This is a genomic window from Bacillus sp. 123MFChir2, from assembly GCF_000383235.1.
In the GTDB taxonomy this organism is placed as follows: domain Bacteria; phylum Bacillota; class Bacilli; order Bacillales; family Bacillaceae_G; genus Bacillus_A.
The window spans coordinates 1-22,302 of the sequence record NZ_KB910960.1; the positions used below are offsets into that span (position 1 = coordinate 1).

22 protein-coding genes and 1 other annotated feature are annotated in these 22,302 nt (G+C 37.6%); of the genes, 4 read left to right on the forward strand and 18 right to left on the reverse strand.

Annotated features, from left to right (window positions below; translation table 11 throughout):
* On the reverse strand, window positions 1-1,199 hold a 1,199-nt coding region (locus tag H280_RS0116880; protein WP_020062314.1), incomplete at its 3' end, for a methyl-accepting chemotaxis protein.
* Window positions 1,200-1,630: 431 nt separating this feature from the next.
* Between H280_RS0116880 and H280_RS0116885 the strand changes: the two genes are divergently transcribed.
* Window positions 1,631-2,272, forward strand: a complete 642-nt coding sequence (locus H280_RS0116885) for a phosphatase PAP2 family protein (RefSeq protein WP_020062315.1) — start codon at window positions 1,631-1,633, stop codon at window positions 2,270-2,272.
* Window positions 2,273-2,371: 99 nt separating this feature from the next.
* On the opposite strand, the gene H280_RS0116890 is transcribed toward H280_RS0116885, so the two are convergent.
* The 11 genes from H280_RS0116890 to H280_RS0116945 all read right to left on the reverse strand — a co-directional run bounded on the left by H280_RS0116890 (window position 2,372) and on the right by H280_RS0116945 (window position 13,309).
* A complete protein-coding gene (locus tag H280_RS0116890; protein ID WP_020062316.1) occupies window positions 2,372-3,385 on the reverse strand; it encodes a PTS transporter subunit IIC in 1,014 nt (337 codons plus the stop codon).
* Window positions 3,386-3,405: 20 nt separating this feature from the next.
* Window positions 3,406-4,356: an L-lactate dehydrogenase gene (locus H280_RS0116895; protein WP_020062317.1), complete on the reverse strand. Its 951-nt coding sequence runs from the start codon at window positions 4,354-4,356 to the stop codon at window positions 3,406-3,408.
* Between the two features lie 384 nt (window positions 4,357-4,740).
* Window positions 4,741-4,989, reverse strand: a complete 249-nt coding sequence (locus H280_RS0116900) for a spore coat protein (protein WP_020062318.1) — start codon at window positions 4,987-4,989, stop codon at window positions 4,741-4,743.
* A 13-nt stretch (window positions 4,990-5,002) separates the two neighbouring features.
* Complete coding sequence (locus tag H280_RS0116905) at window positions 5,003-5,188, reverse strand: hypothetical protein (RefSeq protein ID WP_020062319.1); 186 nt, start codon at window positions 5,186-5,188, stop codon at window positions 5,003-5,005.
* Between the two features lie 95 nt (window positions 5,189-5,283).
* The gene (locus tag H280_RS0116910; protein ID WP_020062320.1) at window positions 5,284-5,841 is read right to left on the reverse strand and encodes a TetR/AcrR family transcriptional regulator; all 558 of its coding nucleotides are present in this window, start codon (window positions 5,839-5,841) and stop codon (window positions 5,284-5,286) included.
* A 3-nt stretch (window positions 5,842-5,844) separates the two neighbouring features.
* Entirely contained in the window at window positions 5,845-6,567 is a 723-nt protein-coding gene (locus H280_RS0116915; RefSeq protein ID WP_028411277.1) for an MBL fold metallo-hydrolase, read from the reverse strand.
* A gap of 142 nt (window positions 6,568-6,709) precedes the next feature.
* Window positions 6,710-7,120 carry a cytidine deaminase gene (locus H280_RS0116920; protein WP_020062322.1) on the reverse strand — a complete coding sequence of 137 codons (411 nt, stop codon included), beginning with the start codon at window positions 7,118-7,120 and terminating at the stop codon, window positions 6,710-6,712.
* 15 nt (window positions 7,121-7,135) lie between these two features.
* Window positions 7,136-7,396 (reverse strand): hypothetical protein, encoded by a 261-nt coding sequence (locus H280_RS0116925; RefSeq protein WP_020062323.1) that lies wholly within the window; start codon window positions 7,394-7,396, stop codon window positions 7,136-7,138.
* Between the two features lie 195 nt (window positions 7,397-7,591).
* A complete protein-coding gene (locus H280_RS0116930) occupies window positions 7,592-9,376 on the reverse strand; it encodes an acyl-CoA dehydrogenase family protein (protein WP_020062324.1) in 1,785 nt (594 codons plus the stop codon).
* A gap of 360 nt (window positions 9,377-9,736) precedes the next feature.
* Complete coding sequence (locus H280_RS0116940; RefSeq protein WP_020062326.1) at window positions 9,737-10,912, reverse strand: acetyl-CoA C-acetyltransferase; 1,176 nt, start codon at window positions 10,910-10,912, stop codon at window positions 9,737-9,739.
* A 15-nt stretch (window positions 10,913-10,927) separates the two neighbouring features.
* Window positions 10,928-13,309 carry a 3-hydroxyacyl-CoA dehydrogenase/enoyl-CoA hydratase family protein gene (locus H280_RS0116945; RefSeq protein ID WP_020062327.1) on the reverse strand — a complete coding sequence of 794 codons (2,382 nt, stop codon included), beginning with the start codon at window positions 13,307-13,309 and terminating at the stop codon, window positions 10,928-10,930.
* Between the two features lie 220 nt (window positions 13,310-13,529).
* Here H280_RS0116945 and H280_RS25265 point away from each other — a divergent pair, with 220 nt between their 5' ends.
* Both H280_RS25265 and H280_RS0116955 read left to right on the forward strand, forming a co-directional pair.
* Window positions 13,530-13,676 carry a YuzL family protein gene (locus tag H280_RS25265; protein WP_020062328.1) on the forward strand — a complete coding sequence of 49 codons (147 nt, stop codon included), beginning with the start codon at window positions 13,530-13,532 and terminating at the stop codon, window positions 13,674-13,676.
* Window positions 13,677-13,759: 83 nt separating this feature from the next.
* Window positions 13,760-14,596 (forward strand): D-alanyl-D-alanine carboxypeptidase family protein, encoded by an 837-nt coding sequence (locus tag H280_RS0116955; protein ID WP_020062329.1) that lies wholly within the window; start codon window positions 13,760-13,762, stop codon window positions 14,594-14,596.
* A 24-nt stretch (window positions 14,597-14,620) separates the two neighbouring features.
* On the opposite strand, the gene H280_RS0116960 is transcribed toward H280_RS0116955, so the two are convergent.
* The 4 genes from H280_RS0116960 to H280_RS0116975 form a co-directional block, all read right to left on the reverse strand.
* Window positions 14,621-15,538 (reverse strand): proline dehydrogenase family protein, encoded by a 918-nt coding sequence (locus H280_RS0116960; RefSeq protein WP_020062330.1) that lies wholly within the window; start codon window positions 15,536-15,538, stop codon window positions 14,621-14,623.
* A 537-nt stretch (window positions 15,539-16,075) separates the two neighbouring features.
* On the reverse strand, window positions 16,076-16,321 hold the full coding sequence (locus H280_RS0116965; protein WP_020062331.1) for a DUF2573 family protein: 246 nt from the start codon (window positions 16,319-16,321) through the stop codon (window positions 16,076-16,078).
* 248 nt (window positions 16,322-16,569) lie between these two features.
* Window positions 16,570-16,872, reverse strand: a complete 303-nt coding sequence (locus tag H280_RS0116970) for an MTH1187 family thiamine-binding protein (protein ID WP_020062332.1) — start codon at window positions 16,870-16,872, stop codon at window positions 16,570-16,572.
* 176 nt (window positions 16,873-17,048) lie between these two features.
* Window positions 17,049-19,049, reverse strand: a complete 2,001-nt coding sequence (locus tag H280_RS0116975; RefSeq protein ID WP_020062333.1) for a methyl-accepting chemotaxis protein — start codon at window positions 19,047-19,049, stop codon at window positions 17,049-17,051.
* A 209-nt stretch (window positions 19,050-19,258) separates the two neighbouring features.
* Here H280_RS0116975 and H280_RS0116980 point away from each other — a divergent pair, with 209 nt between their 5' ends.
* A complete protein-coding gene (locus H280_RS0116980; protein ID WP_020062334.1) occupies window positions 19,259-20,017 on the forward strand; it encodes a TrmB family transcriptional regulator in 759 nt (252 codons plus the stop codon).
* A gap of 20 nt (window positions 20,018-20,037) precedes the next feature.
* Here the strand turns inward: H280_RS0116980 and H280_RS25820 are convergent, their stop codons facing one another.
* Both H280_RS25820 and H280_RS0116990 read right to left on the reverse strand, forming a co-directional pair.
* Complete coding sequence (locus H280_RS25820; protein ID WP_020062335.1) at window positions 20,038-20,214, reverse strand: hypothetical protein; 177 nt, start codon at window positions 20,212-20,214, stop codon at window positions 20,038-20,040.
* Window positions 20,215-20,478: 264 nt separating this feature from the next.
* Window positions 20,479-21,789, reverse strand: coding sequence for an APC family permease (locus tag H280_RS0116990; protein WP_020062336.1), 1,311 nt, complete (start codon window positions 21,787-21,789; stop codon window positions 20,479-20,481).
* 61 nt (window positions 21,790-21,850) lie between these two features.
* Window positions 21,851-22,088 (reverse strand) — a binding site (T-box leader).
* Between the last annotated feature and the right edge of the window lie 214 nt (window positions 22,089-22,302).

Consider the following 22,302-nt stretch of genomic DNA (forward strand, 5'->3'; position numbering starts at 1 on the left):
GTTTGTTCCGCAATATTCGTAATCGCCTTTAAAGCTTTATCTATGTCTTGCGTACGCATAACAAGACGTTCTATCACCGTAGATGTTTCTTCAACAACTTTATGAACATTATTCATTTGCGTAATAGATTGCTTAATTACTTTACTTCCACTATTCACACGATCTGTTGTGACAACAGCAACTTCAGCAACTGTTGATGCTGATTCAGCTACTGTTTGAACCCCATCTGCTACGTTATTCATTGCTGTTGAACTCTCTTGAATACTCGTAACTTGTCCTACTATTTGTTTGTTCACCTCATGAATTATTTGAACTGCTTCATTAGAGATTTGAGATGCTTGATTTGTATTTTGCAACATGCTATCAGTTGAGGAAGTAACCTCGTGTGCCGTTACCTTTATTTTTCCCATTAGTTGTTGTAAGTTGTCTAACATATGATTAAAAGATGTAACGATACTTCCTAATTCATCATTTGCTTGATAAGACGTACGTATGACTAAATTCCCATCCGCTACTTCTTTCATATCGTGTTCTAATAAAGTAATTGGACGCTGAATAGCTGTTTTAATAATATATCCAATGAAGATAATAATTACAGTCGATATAACTGAAATAATAATAAACGTCGTTATTGTGGTTTCCGCACTGCTGGCATTGCTTTTCTGTAATTTTTCTGCATTATTACTATTATACTTAATAAGCTCGTCAATACTATTACTTGCTTTTTCCATGTCGGGCTCGACTTCTTTTAAATAATAAGTATACGCCTCTTCGTTTTTATTTTGCATTGCCAAATTTTTTGCTTCATTTATGTGCCTTCTTAATTCTTTAAGGTTTTTTTGGAGATTTTCATATAATTGCTTTTCTTCTTGTTCATCTATCTTAGATTCATATTCTTTTAATAATTGATTGTCAGCGCTCTGCAATTGATCCATTCTATCTATTAATTCTTTATTTCTGTTTTCATCAGTTGTGACCATAAGTTCCACAAGGTTCTTAATAGTATAATTAAAATTAGATTCCACAGACTCTATCCAGTAAATTGGAAGTAGTCTTTCTTCATACATGCTTGCAGAAGCTTCTCCTGTTTTTACTAATCCCTTATATCCTATAAACGATAAGAGAATACATGCAATACTAGCTATAATCATTAGTGCATTTAATTTCGTGCCGATTTTACTATTTTTCAACAATGACATTACTCTACACCTCTTTCTATCTTTATATTACGTTTTATAGTTTATAACAAAAAATTACAAAACACGATATATTATTTAAAAACTACCGTTTTTTTGTCATTTTTATTCCAAATTAATAACTCCTGTATTTAAACAAACGTTTGATTAATGCTGCCAAAGCGGAACGAACATGTTAATCAAACGTTTGTTTAAAAATTGTTTCACCCCTATCGACACCTTAAAATATGATATATATGAACCACTCCTACGCACAGCCGCCTATCTTAAAAAGAAAGGTTTTCAATTTTTCAGTTTTTCAATTTGCATTCATACAGTGACAAAACTGTAAGGTTATTTGCAAAAAATGTTAGAAAAATCGATGGTTCAGTTCCATTTTTTATATTATAATTTTTCAAGTTCCAAGTTATTACATTACAAACAGGAGAATTACTATGAAAAATAATAAGTTTTCAGCCTTTATCCCATTATCTTATCTACTCCTACTTATACCTGTAAGTGCTCTTTACGACGTACTAAATCACTCAACAGTAGGCGCTGTAAATGTAACAACAAAAATAGATGAATGGATTCCATTTACAAAAGAATTTATCGTTCCCTATTTACTTTGGTTTCCTTATTTGTATGGTACTCTTATTTATTACTGTTTTGCTGATCGAAAGCTCTATTATGTTACATTAAGTAGTATCTTATTTGGGAAACTCACTTCCTTTAGCGTCTATTATATGTGGCAAACAACGGTAACACGCCCTGAAGTAATCGGCAATGATATATTTGCTAATTTAGTGCGCTATATTTATAGTATCGATCAGCCCGTGAATTGTTTTCCTAGCATTCATGTACTTACAACATTTGTCATTATGATTACAGCCTATAAACGGAAAGAACAAAATAAATGGGTGTACGGCCTGCTAACATTTGTTGGTATACTCATTATTTTATCTACCTTATTTACAAAGCAGCACGCCTTTGTAGATGCGGTAGCAGGCGCTGTACTAGGAAGCTTCCTCTATGCCGCTATACACTATGTATTTGAATTACGCGAACAAAAGGTTACTGTGCAAGCCGGAGTATAATCTATAACAAAAAAAGCAGACTGCGGCTTCTTCAGTCTGCTTTTCTCTATGTAAGAGGAGATTTTCAAATTGGCATATTTTTAACGCTCTTACTAGTCTTTAAGATTGTGGCACAGTCATATCACCTGGTTTAATGCGACCGGCCTTTTTCAACATGATATACAGTATATAAGAAACAGCTACTGGAATTACGATATAAGTAATCACGATCGCTGGAACTACGCTAAGTCCTTGATTAGAAATTAAATTAATTGGTGCGATAAGGGAACTAAGCCCAAGACCGGCAATTTCTTTCCCTGCTGTAAGGTGGAATCCAAGTGCCGATACAGGCCCTACAATTGCACTCGCAACAACAGTTGGTACAAGAATCATTGGATTTTTAGTAATATTAGGGAGCTGCACTTTCGGTGTACAAAGAGCCTGGGCTAATATACCACCTAAATTATTTTCCTTCGCAGAGATAACAGCGAATCCAATAAATTGAGCAACGCATCCTGCTAGTGCAGCACCACCTGCCACGCCGTCTAAGCTAAGTGCAATTGCTAAAGCTGCTGATGACGCTGGAGAAATTAATAACAATCCCCAAACAACTGCAAGTACAATAGAAGCGATAAATGGACTACCAGCTGAGCTATCTTTAATAAATGCGCCAACTGCATTTAAGACCGGGTTAATATTTTGAGATAGCCAAATACCAACTAAACCTGAACCTAATATTGCCGCAAACGGAACGAGCATCATATCTAAAGCTGTTTTTCCGCTTAATCGTTTACCGATATAAACCGCTAAAGTCGCTGTTAATAACGCACCGATTGGTTCACCAGTTTTAATCATCAAACCAGCTGCAGTAATCGAAATCGATCCAGCTCCAATCGCTCCGGCAACCATCGCTGAGAAAATGACAAGTCCATTTGCTCCGAGCATAAAAGCAATTCCTGCTCCAATTGCCGGTGCCATAAGTGATTTCGCAACAACTCCTATTGTAATTAACATCGGAATATCAGCAATTCTTCCTATATTCTCAATAAGTAGGCCAATTCCAAGAGATACGAAAATACCTTGTGCAATTCCTGCAGACCCTTTAAATATACGAGGCATGATATATTTCTTCATCTGTTTTACCTTCCTCTAATCTAGCAACCAATTATTTTCATATAGTCCCGTAAAATATCATTTGATTGTGCAAATTGGCTTTCTTCAGCTTCTGTTAAGCTCAGCTCAACAATCTCTTTTACACCATCTCTTGTTATGATAGCTGGGACACCTGTACAAATTTCATATTCACCATATTCACCATCTAGAATTGTTGATACAGCCATAACACGATAATCATCATTAAAAATAGAACGTGCAATATAAGCTAAGGAATTCCCGGTACCGTAATAAGTTGTTCCTTTTCGTTTAGAAATTTCTAAACCCGCTTTTGCAGTTTGTTCGACAATTGCATCTAAATCAATATCTGCAAACCGTTCTTTTTGCTCTTCTAAAATTTGGAGAATTGGTTTTCCGCCAACTGTTACGTGAGACCAAGCAACCATTTGTGAATCGCCATGTTGTCCTAATGAGTAACCGTGAATGCTACGCGGATCTACCTCAAATATTTCAGACAAAATTGTTCGTAAGCGCGAAGAATCTAAAGATGTTCCAGTACCAATTACGCGGTTTCTCGGAAAACCGGATAACTTCCAAACCTGGTAAGTCATAATATCAACTGGATTAGAGGCAATTAAGAAAATACCTTGAAATCCGCTTTCCATAACCCCCGATACAACACTTTCCATAATTTTTGCACCTGCTCTTAAAGTATCAAGACGACTTTGTCCTGGTTTTGGAGTAGGTCCTGCTGTAATAATAACAATATCCATATCCTTACAATTTTCATAAGTTCCTGCATATACTTTTGTTCTTGTATTTATAAAATTCATGCTGTGTGACAAATCCATCGCTTCGCCAACTGCTCGTTCATGATTAATATCAATTAACACTAATTCTTCACAGATTCCTTGATTCACAATAGAATACGCACAGCTAGATCCAACTAACCCAGTACCTATAATTGCAACTTTTCTTGTACTTCTATTCATGATGATCTCCCCTGCTTCCTAATATAGCCTTCTTTGTTTTATATACCTAACACGTTTTATTATAGAAGCTTTTTCCATAGAAACCATGTACAACTTGTGAAAAGTATCACAAATAATATAGACATTTTATGTCCCTTTGCACATAATTCCGACAAAGTTCCGAATGTTTTATTTTCACAAAAAAGCGAATAACGTCTCGATTACGCTATCCGCTTTGAAATATTTCTGTTTTTATCCCGCTATTTGCAGGCAGTAATACTCCCACCTCAAAGTTCAGTGAAAGCAGAGAAGCTAAGTGGGGGATACACTGCCCGTAAAAGCCCGATTGGTGAGGGATGATAATCAGCGGGGATGAAGAAAACCCCCACTGATTAAAGTTGCACTTTATTGTGCATTCAATTGACTTTTTAACTGCTGTACAACCATTGGATTAGCCGGTGCTGCTGGTTGATAATAGCCCTTTTGCATCGCATATTCATATAGATTGCGCTGTCTTACTTCATCTTGATTACGAATTTGAATTAATGTTTGATGTAATTGTTCATTATTCGCTTGCGCAATATAGTTTGCATAACCCGTTAAACTTGCATTTAACCCAGCTAAATAATCATTCACCATATCTTTTTCATTCATATTCTCTGCACTCCTATCCTAGAAACAACATTAATTGTTGTTTCGTATTTTGTGCATCTTGCACATCTTTTTGCAACATCTGTTTCAGCTGCGGATCGGTACATGTCTGTGCATACTCTTGTAGTTTGTTAATAACTGTTGCATGCCCGCCAATCAGATGACGCAAATTTTCTACTTCAAGTTCCGTTAAATTTTGCATTGTGACGACCTTCCTTTCTTTGTTCATTCACGATTTAGTATTTATTTCTTTTGAAATTGTATGCACGAAAAAACCTTAGAATCGCTTCTAAGGTTTTATCCTTTCATCACATGCAGTCCTTTAATAAATGTTTCCAATAATAAATGTAAACTCACATCTAAATCCAGCGGCAACCCAAATCCGCCTTGCTGTTCGATCGACGCAAATCCGTGACAAATACTTCTTAGTCCGCGCGTCGCATGAAGTACATTCTCTCCTTCTAAGCCGTATTGCTGTAAAACCCGAAGACAAAGCTCTACAATTCCGTCTCCTGCTTGTTGCACTTCTTCATCTCGTAAAAAAGTTGCTTCATACAATCCAGGATGTTTTCGGACAAACGCCACGTACGCTTCTCCTAATGCATGAATTGCTTCGTCCATACTTTTATCCTCTACCGCCTCTTTCAGCGCCCCATGTAGCTGGTCTACTCCGTAAACACCAAGGTTTTTTCGTACGTCCTGTAAACTTTTCACATGATTATATAAAGAGGGAGAACGTACCCCCAGCCTTTGCGATAATGACGCTAATGTTACTTCTTGTATGCCATTTGTATCTGCGATTTCTGCCGCTGTGACTACGATTTTCTGTAATGTAAGTCCGATTCTCGGTGACATAAATTAACCCTCTTTCATACTTTCTATATTTCGCTTTGCTTCCTGAATAGCACGGTCTATTGCAGCACCTGGATTATTTATCATTTTTCCATGCCCTGCCGCAAGTAAGGACGGTTCATATTCTCTTAGCTTTTCTGCACTCTGTAATGCTACTTCTTTACTCCACGTTGCCATCGCAGGAAACGGGAACCAAAATTTCATTTGTCCCGAAACAGCTATGCCCCCTCTTGTTTGCAATGCATCCCCGGCAATAAGAGCTTTATTTCGCGTATCAAGAAATGACATGGAGCCTGGTGTATGTCCCGGCGCTGCTATCGCAAGAAGCGATCCAATTCGGTCTCCATCCTCTAATAAAACATCTGGCCCTGTCTTCACTTTTTTTGGTACACCGCCTTTTATCGGTGTATTTGGTTCATCTCTTTGTAATGTCGTATCTCCTTCTAACAAACGTGCATCCCGCTTAGAAATATAAACTGGAACATCAGGAAGTACTTCCTTTAATGCGTCTAGCGCACCGATGTGATCATCATGTGCATGTGTTAATACAATATTAATAATTGGTTTCCCTATTTTCTCAGCCGCTTGTAAAATATCTTTTGCGCTATATGGAAGTGCCGCATCAATTAAAGTTAACCCCTCTTCTTCCTCCACAAAGTAACAATTCACAGGAAACACTCTTGGTAAAAATGACAATTGATATACTGTTTTTTCGTGCATCATTCTCATATTTCCAGCTCCCTTTCCAAAAACTAATGTCATTAGTTTCATTATACTAATACCATTAGTTTTTGTCACCATAAATTCCATTTTCGGGCAAAAAAAGAAGAAGTAGTCGTTTTATATGACTACTTCCTTTCCCCTAATTAAATTACTCTTGGCAATCTTTGTATGCCTCATACCAATGATACGGCTGTATTTCTTGTAACGTCTTGAAAATAAGTTTTCCCTCTCGAGAATAAATTGCCGCTTTCACATCCGAGCCCCAATAAAATAAACGCTCTTGGCAAACGCCGCATGGGGTCAATACTTTGAATTCATCATGTTCGTCATCTCTTGTCACACAAATACTATGTGTGATCCTCTTATTTAACTTATGCGCCTCACATATCGCCCCAGTTTCCATACATAATTCGGTTGAAGCATTAATAACTTCAGGAGCAACACTAATCAATATATCGCCGTCTTCCGTACACATTGCCGCAGCTCCTCCCCATCCTACGGGATAGCGCTTCTTAATAAACTGAGTAGCTGCTTCATATAGTTCTTGTTCAATTGACATGACATCAATACCCTTCTACATTGTCTCTTTCTCTAAAAGCTGCTTCTTCATCGAGCTATATAAAAATAAACTTTGTGTAAAGTACATTCCCGCTAACAATAAAGTAATTGACCCGATTAAATACAATTGAGATGACGGTACATAATCAGCTAATACTCCGCCAAGTAAGTATCCTACAGAAGCCAGTGCACCTTGAATCGCATACACAACTGTTAATGCTCTCCCTAAATACTCCCCATCAATACTTGTTTGCAGTATAGTGGTACATACCTCCAACCTTTCTTTTCCATTTTTTATAGAATAACACAAATACGAGGGTTGTTCACTTAATTTTCAGACATTTTTCTTATGTCGAATATCGTCGAAGGGTCTTTATTTCATGTCGAAGCGCCGATATATCCCAAAAAGCGTTGATAAATCAGCAGCGGACACAAAAAGGAGCTGCCCTCCATGGCAGCTCCTTCATATTTATTAAACTGTATAACGCTCATCCTCTAATACTTTCGCTGCAATTTCACGCTTCTTCGGAATAACGTTAATTGGTGTGTGACGTGTTAGCTTACGAAGTGCAGATAACATCATGCGTAGCATGTCACCATTTTCAACTGCGATAACTGTTTCTTTTGCGTCTGCTTCGATTTGGTTGAACGCTTCTTGGCAGAATACTTCTGTATAAAGAACTTTTTGTTTGTTCTTCTCAAGGCCAGTTACTTTGATTGCTTTTTCTGTACGAAGAACAGCTGATTCCATTGCGTATAAGTTATTTACGATATCTGCAATGTTCACAAGAACTTCTTGTTCTTTGTCTAAGGCTTTACCGTATTTTTGAGCAGCTAAACCAGCAATCATTAAGCCGATTTTCTTCGCATTTTTTACTAAATGTTTTTGAGCTGCTAATGGCTCATCGCCTACTTCTTCTGGCATCATCATCATTAACTCTTCTTGTAATTTTTGTGCTTCTTGTAGAAGTGGTAATTCACCTTTCATTGCTTTACGCAAGAATGTTCCTGGTACGATTAAGCGGTTAATTTCATTCGTACCTTCGAAAATACGGTTAATACGAGAGTCGCGGTACATTCTTTCAATCTCGTACTCTGCCATAAATCCGTAACCACCATGGATTTGGACACCTTCATCTACTACGTAGTCTAGTACTTCAGAGCCGAATACTTTGTTTAAAGAACACTCAATTGCATATTCAGCGATAGAAGCTGCAACAGCTTTTCCGTCTTTTACTTCTTCTTCAGACAATGTGCTCATACGACTTTCAAATAAACCAACTGTACGATATACAGAGCTTTCTGCTGCATAAATTTTCGCTGCCATATTTGCAAGTTTCTCTTGAATTAATGGGAAGCGAGAAATTGGTTGTTTAAATTGTTGACGTTGATTTGCATATTGCGCTGAAATTTCTAACGCGCGTTTTGAAGAGCCAACTGTACCAACACCTAATTTATAGCGACCGATATTTAAAATGTTAAAGGCAATAACATGACCTTTACCAATTTCACCAAGTACATTTTCTTTCGGTACTAATGCATCTTCTAAAATTAATGTACGAGTAGAAGAACATTTAATACCCATTTTCTTTTCTTCTGGGCCCGTAGATACACCAGGGTATTCTTTTTCTACGATAAATGCTGTGAAATGTTCGCCGTCTACTTTCGCATATACAACGAATACATCAGCGAAAGCAGAGTTTGTAATCCATTGTTTTTCACCGTTTAATACGTAGTGTGTGCCTTCCGCATTTAAGCGAGCCGTTGTTTTTGCGCCTAACGCATCAGATCCAGAACCTGGCTCTGTTAATGCGTATGCAGCTAACTTTTCGCCTGTTGCTAACGCAGGTAAATATGTTTTCTTTTGCTCTTCGTTCCCGAATAATACGATTGGTAACGATCCAATCCCAACGTGAGCACCGTGCGTAATTGCAAAGCCGCCTGCAAGAGAAAACTTCTCTGAGATTAATGCCGAACTAATTTTATCAAGACCAATACCGCCGTATTCTTCTGGTACATCCGCACCTAATAAACCAAGCTCTCCGGCTTCTTTTAATAAGCGAACAGAGCGATCAAACTCATGTTTCTCTAAATATTCAAGCTCTGGTAATACTTCATTTACGATAAAATCTTCTGTCGTTTTCGCAATTAATTTATGCTCATCGCTATAATCTTCCGGCGTAAATACTTGCTCGATTGTAATATCATCAATTAAAAAGCTACCGCCTTTTACTGCACTTCCTACTGTTTTTTCCATGAAAAATTCCTCCTTCATATTTTCATAGGCTGCTTCTCTTGTTCTAAGAAAAGCTAGCCTTCTTTTTTCCTACCCTCTTGTTTCATCTGCTTTTTATCTATTAAATCTGTTTTGTTTATTCACCGTATAATGTGAAACAAAAGATGACCGCACCTTGCTTTCTCCCTTTGTTTTAAAACTCTTGCACGTGACAGAAAAGGGCCCTAACCGCTCCTGTTCTGAGCGAGCCGGCTCCGCTTTTATAATATCCAGTTCCAGCGGCTAGAACAGTCGGTGGCTTCGCGTCTTCCGCCGAGGCAAAAAGCGCCTCTATGTCAGAAGCTCCATCCCCCTCTTGTTCTGAGCGAGCCGCTTCCACTTTTAAAGTAATTCAAACACTCCAGCAGCACCCATTCCTCCGCCGATACACATTGTTACAATACCGAATTGCTCATTGCGGCGTTTCATCTCATGAATAAGAGATAATGTTAATTTCGATCCTGTACAGCCAAGTGGATGTCCAAGGGCAATCGCTCCGCCGTTTACGTTTACTTTTTCTTCATCTAGTCCAAGTTCACGAATAACTTGGATGGATTGCGATGCAAATGCCTCATTTAGTTCAAATAAGCCAATATCAGATAACTCTAAGCCCGCTAATTTTAATGCTTTTGGAATCGCTGCAATTGGACCAATTCCCATTACTTCTGGCGGTACACCAGCTACTGCGAAGGAGCGGAATTTCGCCAGCGGCTGTAATCCGTCGCTTACTGCTTTTTCACGATCCATCAGTAGTACTGCTGCTGCGCCGTCACTCATTTGTGATGAGTTACCAGCAGTTACAGTTCCGCGCACATTAAATGCTGGGCGCAGTTTCCCAAGTACATCTAACGTCGTATCTGCTCTTACGCCTTCATCTTGTGAGAACAAAATAGTCTCTTCTTGCAACTTGTTATTTGCTCCAACAGTGCGAAGCGTTACATCAACAGACACAGTTTCATCTGCAAACTTTCCTTCTGCTAATGCTTTTGCTGCACGCTGATGGCTTCTTACCGCAAATGCATCTTGCTCTTCGCGGGAAATACCATACTTTACAGCAACTTGTTCTGCAGTATGTCCCATGCCCATATAATATTCCGGAGCCGCTTCAACTAGGCGGCTATTCGGACGAACAACGTGCCCCATCATTGGCACTAAACTCATTGATTCAGCGCCGCCTGATAATACCGCCTCTGAATGACCAAGCATAATACGCTCTGCACCGTAAGCGATACTTTGCAGACCTGAAGAACAGTAGCGGTTAATCGTAATAGCTGGAACGTCATAAGAAAGTCCTGCTAGCCCGCCAATATTACGTGCCATATTTAAACCTTGCTCTGCTTCTGGCATCGCACAGCCAAAAATTAAATCGTCAATTGGACCGTCATAGTTATTTGCACGTTTTAGCGTTTCTTTTACAACTAATGCTCCTAAGTCATCAGGACGCACTGTATTTAATGATCCTCTCTTCGCTTTCCCGATAGGCGTTCTTGCCCCTGCAACAATAACAGCTTCTCTCATGAACAATCTTCCTCCTTAGTTACGTAATGGTTTTCCTTTTACAAGCATGTGCTGCATTCTTGCTTGTGATTTCATTTCGCTCACTAAACTAATAAACGCCTCGCGTTCAATATCTAATAAATATTGCTCATCCACTTCTGTTCCGTATGGGACTTTTCCGCCAGCAATGACATATGCGAGTTTTTTCGCAATGTGCAGATCATACTCGGAAATATAGCCAGATAAATGCATTGCTTCTGCTCCAAGCGCAAGCGTTGCATATCCTGTTTCCCCAACAACTGGAATCTTTTTACGAATTGGTGCTTTATAGCCTGCTTCATATAAAGTAAGTGCTTTTTGTTTTGCATCGTATAGTAAGTGATCACCATTGACACTAATGCCATCTTTATCACCTAAGAAGTTATGAGAGACTGCTTCTTGCGCAGATGTTGAAACTTTCGCCATCGCTACTGATTCAAACACTTTGTTTGCAACTTTTTGCAGATCAAACTCAACACCATTTGCCATTTTGTTCAGGTGTTTAATGTATAGCTCTTTGTTACCGCCTCCGCCAGGGATTAAACCAACACCAACTTCTACTAATCCCATATACGTTTCACTAGAAGCTTGAATGCTAGCTGCCGGTAAGCAAACTTCTGTACCGCCGCCAAGTGTCATACCGTAAGGCGCTGCCACAACTGGCTTTGAGCAGTACTTAATTTTCATCATTGCATCTTGGAAGCTTTTCACAACCCACTCAATTTCAAAGTAGTTGTCATCTTGTGCTTCCATTAAAATCATCGCAAGGTTTGCACCTACGCAGAAGTTTTTCGATTGGTTCCCGATTACAAGCCCTTTATAATTCTTTTCTACCTCATCAACAGCGTAGTTAATCATTTGCGTAATATCCATGCCAATTGCATTGCTCTTAGAATGGAACTCTAAGCAAAGAACGCCGTCCCCTAAGTCAATTAAGCTTGCACCGCTATTTTTCTTTAATACGCCATTTTTCTCTTTCAATTGTTTTAGAGAAATTGCTTTTTTATTACGAACGATTTGTTTGTATTCACCGTTATCATAGTAGTAGCTTTCGCCATTATCATGTTTATAGAATGATGTAACACCGTTCTCAATCATTTCTTTTACCCAATTTGGAACAACTCCGCCGTTCTCTTCCATCTTCTGAACGGACTTCTCAACGCCGATTGCATCCCAAATTTCAAACGGACCTTGCTCCCAGCCGAAGCCCCACTTCATCGCATTATCAATCGCAACAATATCATCAGCAATTTTTTTCGTAAGCTTTGCTGCATATAAAAGAGTTGGTGTAATAATGTTCCATAGCAATTCACCAGCGCGGTCTTTTGTATATACAAGCGCTTTCAATTTATTTGCTAATCCTTTTTCTTGTTTACTTATTTCAACAGAAGCTGCTTTTAATTTTCTGCGCGCTTCGTATTCCATCGTTTCAGGATTTAACTCTAAAATCTCTTTTCCTTGTTTTAAGAAGAAGCCTTGACCTGTTTTACTTCCAAGCCATTTTCTTTCTAACATGTCATGCATGAAAGCTGGCACTTTAAAGACTTCGCGCTCTTCTTCTTGTACATTTTCATATACGTTATTTGCAACGTGAACGAATGTATCTAATCCGACAACATCTAATGTGCGGAACGTTGCGCTTTTTGGACGGCCAATTAATGGACCTGTTACAGAATCTACTTCTCCAACGCTGTAGCCGCGTTTTACCATTTCTTGCAGCGTCACAAGCAGTCCGTACGTACCAATGCGGTTTCCAATAAAGTTTGGTGTGTCTTTTGCAACAACAACACCTTTACCAAGTACATCTTCGCCAAATAATTTCATGAAGTCTAACACATGTGGATCTGTATCTTTTGTTGGTATAATCTCAAGAAGTTTTAAATATCGTGGTGGATTAAAAAAGTGCGTTCCTAGGAAATGTTTTTTGAAGTCATCTGAACGCCCTTCAATCATCTTTTCAACGGAAATACCCGATGTATTTGAGCTAACAATAGAGCCTGGTTTACGAACAGCTTCTATCTTTTCAAATACTTTCTTTTTAATATCTAAATTTTCAACAACTACTTCAATAATCCAATCAACATCAGCAAGGCGTTCCATATCATCTTCCATATTGCCCGCCTCAATTAATGCTAAGTTTCCTTTTACAGTAAGAGGAGCGGGTTTTTGCTTTAACAACTTTTGCAGTGCTCCGTTACTGAAACGATTTCGTACACTTTTATGTTCTAATGTAAGTCCCTTCGCTTCTTCCTCTTTCGTAAGCGATGGTGGTACAATATCAAGCAATAATGTCGGTATACCGATGTTAGCTAAATGTGCAGCAATTCCAGAACCCATTACACCAGAACCAAGAACTGCAGCCTTTTTAATTTGGAACATCCAATTCTCCCCCTTATTCTTGAATGAATGCTCATTCAATTTTTCGACAAACGTCGCAATCAATGAGTGAGCCTCTACTAATAAATATATGCTAACATCGAAATTTTCGCAATATATTTAAAAATAAAATTTTCTGAACTTATTTCTTTTTTCATATTTTGGACATGATATGTAGTGAACTTCCTTTCTTAAAACACTTGTTCAAACGGAGGCATAACTTATGGCTAAAATGAAGAGAAATCCATCAAAAGCAGGTATTAGCTCAACAAGCGTAACAGGAAATGCCGGCCCAGTTGATCGCGGCATCGAAAAAGGACGCCAAGGAAATAATCAGCAATATAAGAAACAAAACATGGGTGAAAAATAATAGTACAAATATAGACAGCGAACATGGCATAATGAAAAATGGGCTATATCGCTGTCTATTTCATACATAAAAGAGGGTACATAATGAAACGAACCATTACACTACTTGTTATTTCAGCTACTTTATTTATTGCAATGATTTTTTCTTTATATTCGCATAGACAAATAGTTAAGGCCGACCAGCCTGATATATCTGGAAGATATGGCGTGACGATTGATGCGAAAACAGGAGATATTTTATACGGAAAACGTGAACATGAACGTTCCTATCCGGCAAGTGTAACGAAAATGATGACCACACTTCTTTTGCTGGAAAATGTAAAAGAAGATGAAGAAATTACGGTGACAGAACATGCGGTAAAAACAGAAAGCCAAAGCAAAAAAATTACATTACATGCTGGTGAAAAATTAAAGCGCGATGAAGCATTAAAACTCATGCTTGTCATTAGCGCCGATCCAATTGCCGAATCAATCGCAGAGCATATCGCCGGTTCCAAAGAAAAGTTTACAAAAATGATGAATGAACGTGCAAAACAACTCGGAGCAACACATACAACATTTAAAAACGCTAGCGGAGCTGATGCACTTGGAAATAAACTTTCACCATATGATCTAGCACTTATTACAAAAGAAGCATTAAAATACCCAATAGTGTTGCAAGATATGAATACCATTCATACAACGGTGCACACATCTATGCAAACGAAAAAGGTTGCAAACTATGGACGGGAAGAATTGTACGCTGATCCACATGCAATTGGAAGTAAGAGTGGCCTTTCAGCATTAGCAGAATACACAGTCGTTACAATAGATGAAAAAGACGGGAAAAGAGTGATTAACGTTGTCCTCTCTACTGGCCGCAAAACAGTGTATCCCGATACCAAAAAGATGGCAGAATATGCTTTTGAACAATTAAAATAACCAAGGAAGTTTATACTTCCTTGGTTATTTTTTAACCATTCCTTTTAATACGAACGCTACGTTAGCTGGACGTTCTGCTAAGCGGCGCATGAAATAACCGTACCAGTCGTTTCCATATGGTACATACACGCGCATTTTATATCCTTCTTTCACAAGCTCAAGTTGACGCTCTGTGCGAATACCGTATAACATTTGAAATTCAAACTGATCACGCGAAATGTTGTATTCTTCAGCAAGTTTTTTTGTATATTCAATAATTGCATCATCATGTGAAGCGACTGCTGTATAATTGCCATTTAATAAGTGCGTTTTAATAATCTTTTTATAATTTTCATCTACATCTTTCTTTTCTGGGAATGCAACTTCCTCGGGCTCTTTATATGCCCCTTTTACAAGACGTAAATTTGGTGTATACGCATTCAAATCATCTATATCTTTCTCTGTACGATATAAATACGCTTGAATTACTGTACCAACATTGTCATATTCTTCTTTTAACTTCTTGAAGATATCAATTGTTTTCCCACAACGTGAATAGTCTTCCATATCAATTGTTACAAACACACCGTTTTCTTTCGCTGCTTCTAAAATACGGCGCATATTATTCATAACTAAATTTTGTGAAATATCCAGACCCATAGATGTCATTTTTAATGAAAGCTGAGAATCTAGCTTTTCACGACCGATTGCACGAATTGCTTCAATCGATTCATCTGCCATCTCATTTGCCTCTGCTTCATTATCAACAAATTCCCCCAAATAGTCGATCGTAACACAAAGGTTTTGTCTGTTTAAATCTTTAATAGCCGCTACTGCTAAGTCGATTGTTTCTCCCGCAACAAAGCGCCCCGCTCCAAAGCGTAAGCCGTACTTTTTCGCTAGTTTTGTTAGCGCTTTATTTTTTGATAAAAACAGGAAAGAATTACGCATTAATTGTTCCATGTCTTTCACCCCTATGACTGTACTTTGTCTGTTTTTTGCCCCTCCTCTAAATTATATCACTGTTTAAAATTATTTGATACAAATAATTATTTAGATAATTAACACAATAATAGGGGAATGTTTACAACTCCAAATTTTAAAAGGAGAAATCATATAAAAAAATTTTCGACATCTAGAAATATTAAGAGATGAATAGCCTATTACATCTCTCAGCAGTAAATTCGACAAATGGTTTTCATATCCCATCCTATAGTCAAAACGAAGATACCCATTTGATTCCATACGACAAATGAACATTATATAAAAATAATTCGTAACTACTCAGTCGCTCTCTCCTCTCTAAAAAGAAAAGTGGTTTTCTGTTGCTTTTCAACTTATACATATTCATTTCGATTTACTAACAAACAAATCTCTGCTATAGAGGATACAACTGGCTCGCTCGGGGCAAAAAAAGGAACTGACCGCTACTATGCACGGCCAGTCCCTCTCGACCTCCCCTAAAAAGAAAAGCGTTCTTATGCTTGTTTTCTTTCCTTCTTACTTCTTTTGTCTATGCTCGTCATTCAGCTTCTTAATTTCTGCAATTAACTGGATCATCTCTTCTTTCGCATCTGGATACGTTTCATTCCAATGCTTGACAAGAGCTGGCATCGTTTTAGCGACATACGAATATAACGCCCATTTCTCAACCTTTTGCTTATATTCCTCATTGCTCTCTCCTAATAAGAGCTCTGTATACTTCTCTAACAAACCATCAAACTGTTCTTGAAATTTTTCGCTCATTCCGTTGATCTCCCCTTCACACTTCTTTTATGTTTAATATTAAAGAAATTACAAGATAGAAACAAATTTCCTATGCTACTTGTTTCCTCCCTTTATTTTCACATCGCCCGTGGCAGAAAAAAGGCACTAACCGCTCCAAGCATGACCAGACACTCTCGCCCATCTAAAAAAATCGGGTTTTATGTTGGTTTTCAAGTTACATTTATATATGAAAGGAAGCAGACTACTATAGCTGCTTCCCTTACACCTTATAACTTTGATTGTACAGATTGTAACTTCTTCTCCATTGAGCTAACCTTATCACGGCGATCATCAACGCGAATATTTGTTGCTACGCGGCCTGCACCTTTAGAAAACGGAACTTCATGCATTTGTTGAATCACTTCAAATAATACTGAGAGTTCTCCTTCAATAATTGTATTCATTGGTGTTAATTGATACTTCACACGATCTGCATTTTTCTCAAGTACTTTTTGTATTTCTGCTACATACTCACTTACACTTGTAGTACCTGTTCCAACTGGAATAATGGTAACATCAACAATTGCCATTTCTGTTCACCTCTTCTATAGATTCTTTACTATTGTACAAAATTTTCTTCCTCTTTAAAAATATATCGGCGCTTCGACACGATATAAAGTGAAACCTCCATCAGCGACGCTTTTCTCGCTGATGGAAAGCCCTACCCAAAAAAACAGCTGCCGAGAAACCTCGACAGCCTAACTCTCTATTTGTCTATTTTAAATTGTTCTACTACCTTTTCCAGATCGTTCATTTCCACTGTTAATTGCTTCATCGTTCCTGATACTTTTTCTAGATGAGTTACTTGCATTTCTGTTGCTGCATTCACTTCTTCTGATACAGCTGCACTCTCCTGACTCGTTTCAGCGATGGTTTGCATAACTTGTGTAATGTCTTTCTGTTCATGTCCAATCTTTTGTACTTCTGTCGAAATTCTTTCAACGGAAGTAATAATTGTATTTACAACAGAAATAACAATTTGGAATGATTGTTCCGCATCTTTCGTTACATGATCTTGCACATTAGCAATGTCTTTTAAACTTCCAATCACTTCTACAACGCGAGTTACTTCTTGTTGCACTTCTGCAATAATAGAAGCGATATCTCCAGTCGCTGCTTTTGATTGTTCTGCTAATTTTCGTACCTCTTCTGCGACAACAGCAAAACCTTTTCCTTGTTCTCCTGCGCGCGCTGCTTCAATGGAAGCATTTAATGCTAATAAGTTTGTTTGATCAGAAATTCCTTTAATGAGCTCAACAACATTTTGAATCGATTGTACACTATGCTCAAGTTTCTCAGCTGCACTTTCTGTTTCCAGCACAATGGAAGCAGACTCATCCCTTGTGTCCACTAAACGTTGCATCGTCTGTAATCCGCTTTGTGATGCTTGTTCTGCTTGACTTGTTACATCTTTAATGGAAGTTACTGAGCCATTTACTTGTCCCACGGACTGTTTCATATTGTCTAGCTGCGCTGAAATTTCCTCCACACTATTGGCTAATGTTGATGCACCGCCCGTCACATCATCCATCGCACTGGAAACTTCCCTACTCGAAGCAACCGTCTCATTTGTTAAATAATGCAAGTTATCTGCTGATTGTTGCACTGATGATACGTTATTTTTAATATGACTAACCATTTCATTCATTTGTCCGACCATATCGTTAAAGTGCTTTGTAAGTACCCCCACTTCATCGTTCGTTTGCACTTTCATCTGTAGCGTTAAATCTCCTTCTGCTACTTTTTGTACTTGTTGTGTTAACGATTGAAGTGGTTTTGTTAATCTTCTTGCAAAGAAATAAGATACAACAATTGCCGCAATTACACCTGCACACGCTAATCCTATAAACATATTTCTTAACGTTGTTAATAAACCATCAACTTCTTTTTTCGGATAAACAATTCCGATCTTCCAATTCATAGATTTTATCGGCTGACTATATGCAACGACATCTTGTCCTTTTAACTTCGTAACAACAAAATCATTTCGATCTTGTTTTAAACTTTGAATCAGTGGTTCTTTTGAGACATCTTTTCCAACTTTATCTGGATACACGATTCCCATGTTTTTATCATTAACAATAAACATTTCTCCACCATAGTTATACTGAATGTTATGAAGTAACTTTTGAATGGTGCCTAATGACACATCCATCGCTACAACACCAAGTACTTCTGAACCATCTGGAGATAAAAGGGCTTTCGAAACACCTACACTTAATTTTCCTGTTGCAATTTCATATTGTGGCTGTCCCCAATGTACATTTTTCGTATCGCTTAACGCAGCCTTATACCATGGCCTTGTTGTTGGGTCATATCCTTCTGGCACTTTTCCACCATCCGCAAGATTTGCACTTAATGTCTTTTTATCTTTCGTTCCGATATAAAGGTCTAAAATATCAGGGTGATTATTTTTAAACTCTAAAAACCCCTTCATTATTACCATTTCTTCTTCTGGTGTAACCCCGTCTTGGAACATTCCAACAATGGTTCCACTACTAGAATAGTACTTCATATCCTCCCCAATACCAATAATAAATCCATTCATTTGTTCCGTTAACAATTCCATCGTGTTATGAGAATATTGCTCAAGAACACGGGACTCTTTTTCTTTTTCTAACTGATACACAGTTGTCCCTAAAATAGCAAACATCATGGAAATAAGTACTGAAAATACGACTGTTACTTTCCAACGTAAACTTTTCATAGTTCCTGCTCATCCAACTCCTTCTTCTTTAATTTCATACACTTATATATATTATTATATTAATAATAAATGATATTTGTAAAACCTTAATCTTCCTTTTTATTAAAGTTTTCATAAAAACATTTAGACCCTCTTGAATAACTGTACTTGTATTCCGAAGAAGAGTTATTTATTCTTAAGACACAAGAATTTTTCGCCCGGGAGGAATTATGTTACAAAGATTCGGTTTCTCACAATATGAAAGTCAAGCATACGAAGTTCTCGTTTCAAGCGAAGATCCACTTGATGCAACGAGCATCGTAAAGTATTCTGGTGTTCCAAAGGCAAAGATATACGAAATATTAGTACGCCTTGTCGATAAAGGTATGGTGATGGATTCTGTTTCAGAAAAGAAAAAGCTATATACAGCTCTGCCGCTGCAGCTTGCTATTGAAAAATTAACAGCAGAATTTCAAGCAAATATTGAAGAGTTACAAAACAACGTATCAAAGAAAATATTTACAGATGACCGTGTCTGGAGTTTAAAAGTACAATCTTCTATTCACGCGCAAAGTAAACAACTTGTGCAAGGCGCAAAGAAATCTATTCGTATGTCTGCATGGAATGATACATTCCTAGAGTATATGCCGCTTCTAGAAGAAAAGAAAAAGCAAGGCGTCGAGATAGAAGCGCTTATTGTAGGAAGTGTGGATACGACATTAGAAAACATCCATCTCCTCATCCCAACAGAAGAGCACCATGCGCTTGAGCGCTTTTTACTCATCATTATTGATGATCGTGAAATTTTATTTGCGGGCGCCGAGCAAAACTCATGGCAAGCAATGAAAACAATGTCCCAGCCATTCGTTAAATTTTTCATAGAGTTTTTCTATCATGACGTTGCCCTTGCGAAAATTACCGAGAAACATCATGATTTATTTATGGATGATGAAGAAATCCGAAGCCTCTTAATGAAACTGCGTTATTAAAAAACGGACATGTATTCTATTCATGTCCGTTCTTCATTTTGCTTCTTAATATCCGATAATAATGAGATAATTTTTTCATTTTGTTTGATTTGTTCCTCTGAGTTTATATAGATAAATCGAATCCAGCGAAATACAAAGCAAAGTATCAAAATAGGAAGTATACTAAATAGAAAACCAATTATAGATCCTGTCATCATAACTAGCACCTCTTCTGTTTATATAAATTTATTTTAATGTTCCGACACATAGTCCCTGCTATGAAAAAACAACATATCCTTCACTCGCACGTGGCAGGAAAAGGCCCTGACCGTTGCTACAAACATCCAGATTCTCTCACCCCTCCCTAAAAAAGGGGGGTCTATCTTTTTTTACTTATATATAACGAACATATTCCACACTCTCTTCCCATATCCTTGCACAAAAAAATAGACATCTTCAAAAGATGCCTATTTTCAAAATCTCTATTTATTTACTTGCTTCTTATTTAAATACCAATACACTGGTAATCCTGTTAACACGATAGCAATTGACAAAAAACATCTAGTTGGCTCATTAATAATCGCACTTCCGATTACAAATAGTGATCCTAAAATTGCTAATGCTGGTACGATTGGATATAAAGGTACACTATATTCACGTTTTTGTCCTGCATTACGCTTTCTTAAAATGAACACCCCGATAAATGTCATAACATAGAAAATATAAATAATAAATACGGAAATCTCAGACAGTTCATTCGGATCACTGATCAACATTAAAATAATACCAAGTAGAATTTCAACAAAGATTGCGTTTGCTGGCGTTTGAAACTTATCATTAATTTTTGAAATAAATTTTGAGAACGGAAGTTGACCACGCTCCGCCATTGATACTGGAATACGAGGGAACGTTAAAATTTTTCCATTCAAACATCCGAATATCGAAACGATAACACCTATACTAATCAATTTCCCACCATATTGGCCTAATAACATATCAGCTGCTGTCGCTGTTGCATTCTCACTAAGAGCAACAATTTGCGGTGCTGGTAAAACATTTAATAATGCCATATTAATTAACACATATGCTGCTGTTACAATAAGAATCCCAACTGTCAATGCTTTTGGTAATAACTTTGTTGGATTTTTCATTTCACCGCCGATAGACGCGAGTAGAATCCAGCCATCATATGCAAATAATGTTGCTAAAATTGCCATCCCCATACTTTGATTTGCAGAATCTGGTACAACAACGTTAAATACATCGCTATTCCCTTTCCAAAATCCCATCACAATAATAAGCACAATTGGGATCATTTTCCCGATTGTTGTTATTGTTTGAACAATGCCCCCATATTTTGTTCCTACACTATTTATAACCCCAAGAAATACAACTGTTCCAATCGCAATTGGTAAATTCCACACTTTATCAATATGGAAAAAGTTTAAAACTAATGAGCTAAAATACAATCCTAATGTTCCAATAATTGCTGGTCCATATACAAGTGTTTGCATCCATCCAGATAAATAACCCCAAAACTTACCATAAATCTCCTCTAGATACGTATACAAACCACCATTTTTCGGAATTTGCGCTCCGATTTCTGCAACCGTTAAACCACTTGCTAAGGTTAAAATACCCCCTACTACCCAAGCAAAGATTGCCATGTTAGAACTACCGGCGTAATCCAATACCTTACCTGGTTTCATAAATACGCCAGACCCGATAATTGTTCCAACAACAATTGATAATGCGACCGTTAGGCCAATTTTGTTTTTGTCATCGTGATGCATAACTGTGTGTCCTCCCTCTAACCCTAGTATGATTTAAATAAAAAAAACACTCATCCCTAATAAAAGGGACGAGTGTTATATTCGTGGTTCCACCCTTGTTCCAATTGGCATGAAGACACAAATCACCAATTGCTCAAGTTTCAGATAACGGCGATTGCCGGCAAACAATTACTAGATATCCGTTCACTGCTGCAGTTCAAAGGTGGTAAACTATTCTTTCGTATTAGGAAACTCACAGCCTAAGGCTTCCCTCTCTGAAAATCGTAAAAAATAGATCATGTCCTTATCAGTACTTTTATAATGTCGAATTTTATTATTAATATTCATTATATTGAATTTTTTTAAAAAAGCAAGTGTGTTTTATAGTACATAGTAGAATTATTTCAGTATAGTATAACAGTTATATCAAACAAAGCTAATATTAGTGGCGCTTTTTCAACATGTAAATCGTTGTTACGCAGAATAAAACATACCCTCCCACGCATCGCCAGTTCCTCTCGCCCATCTAAAAAA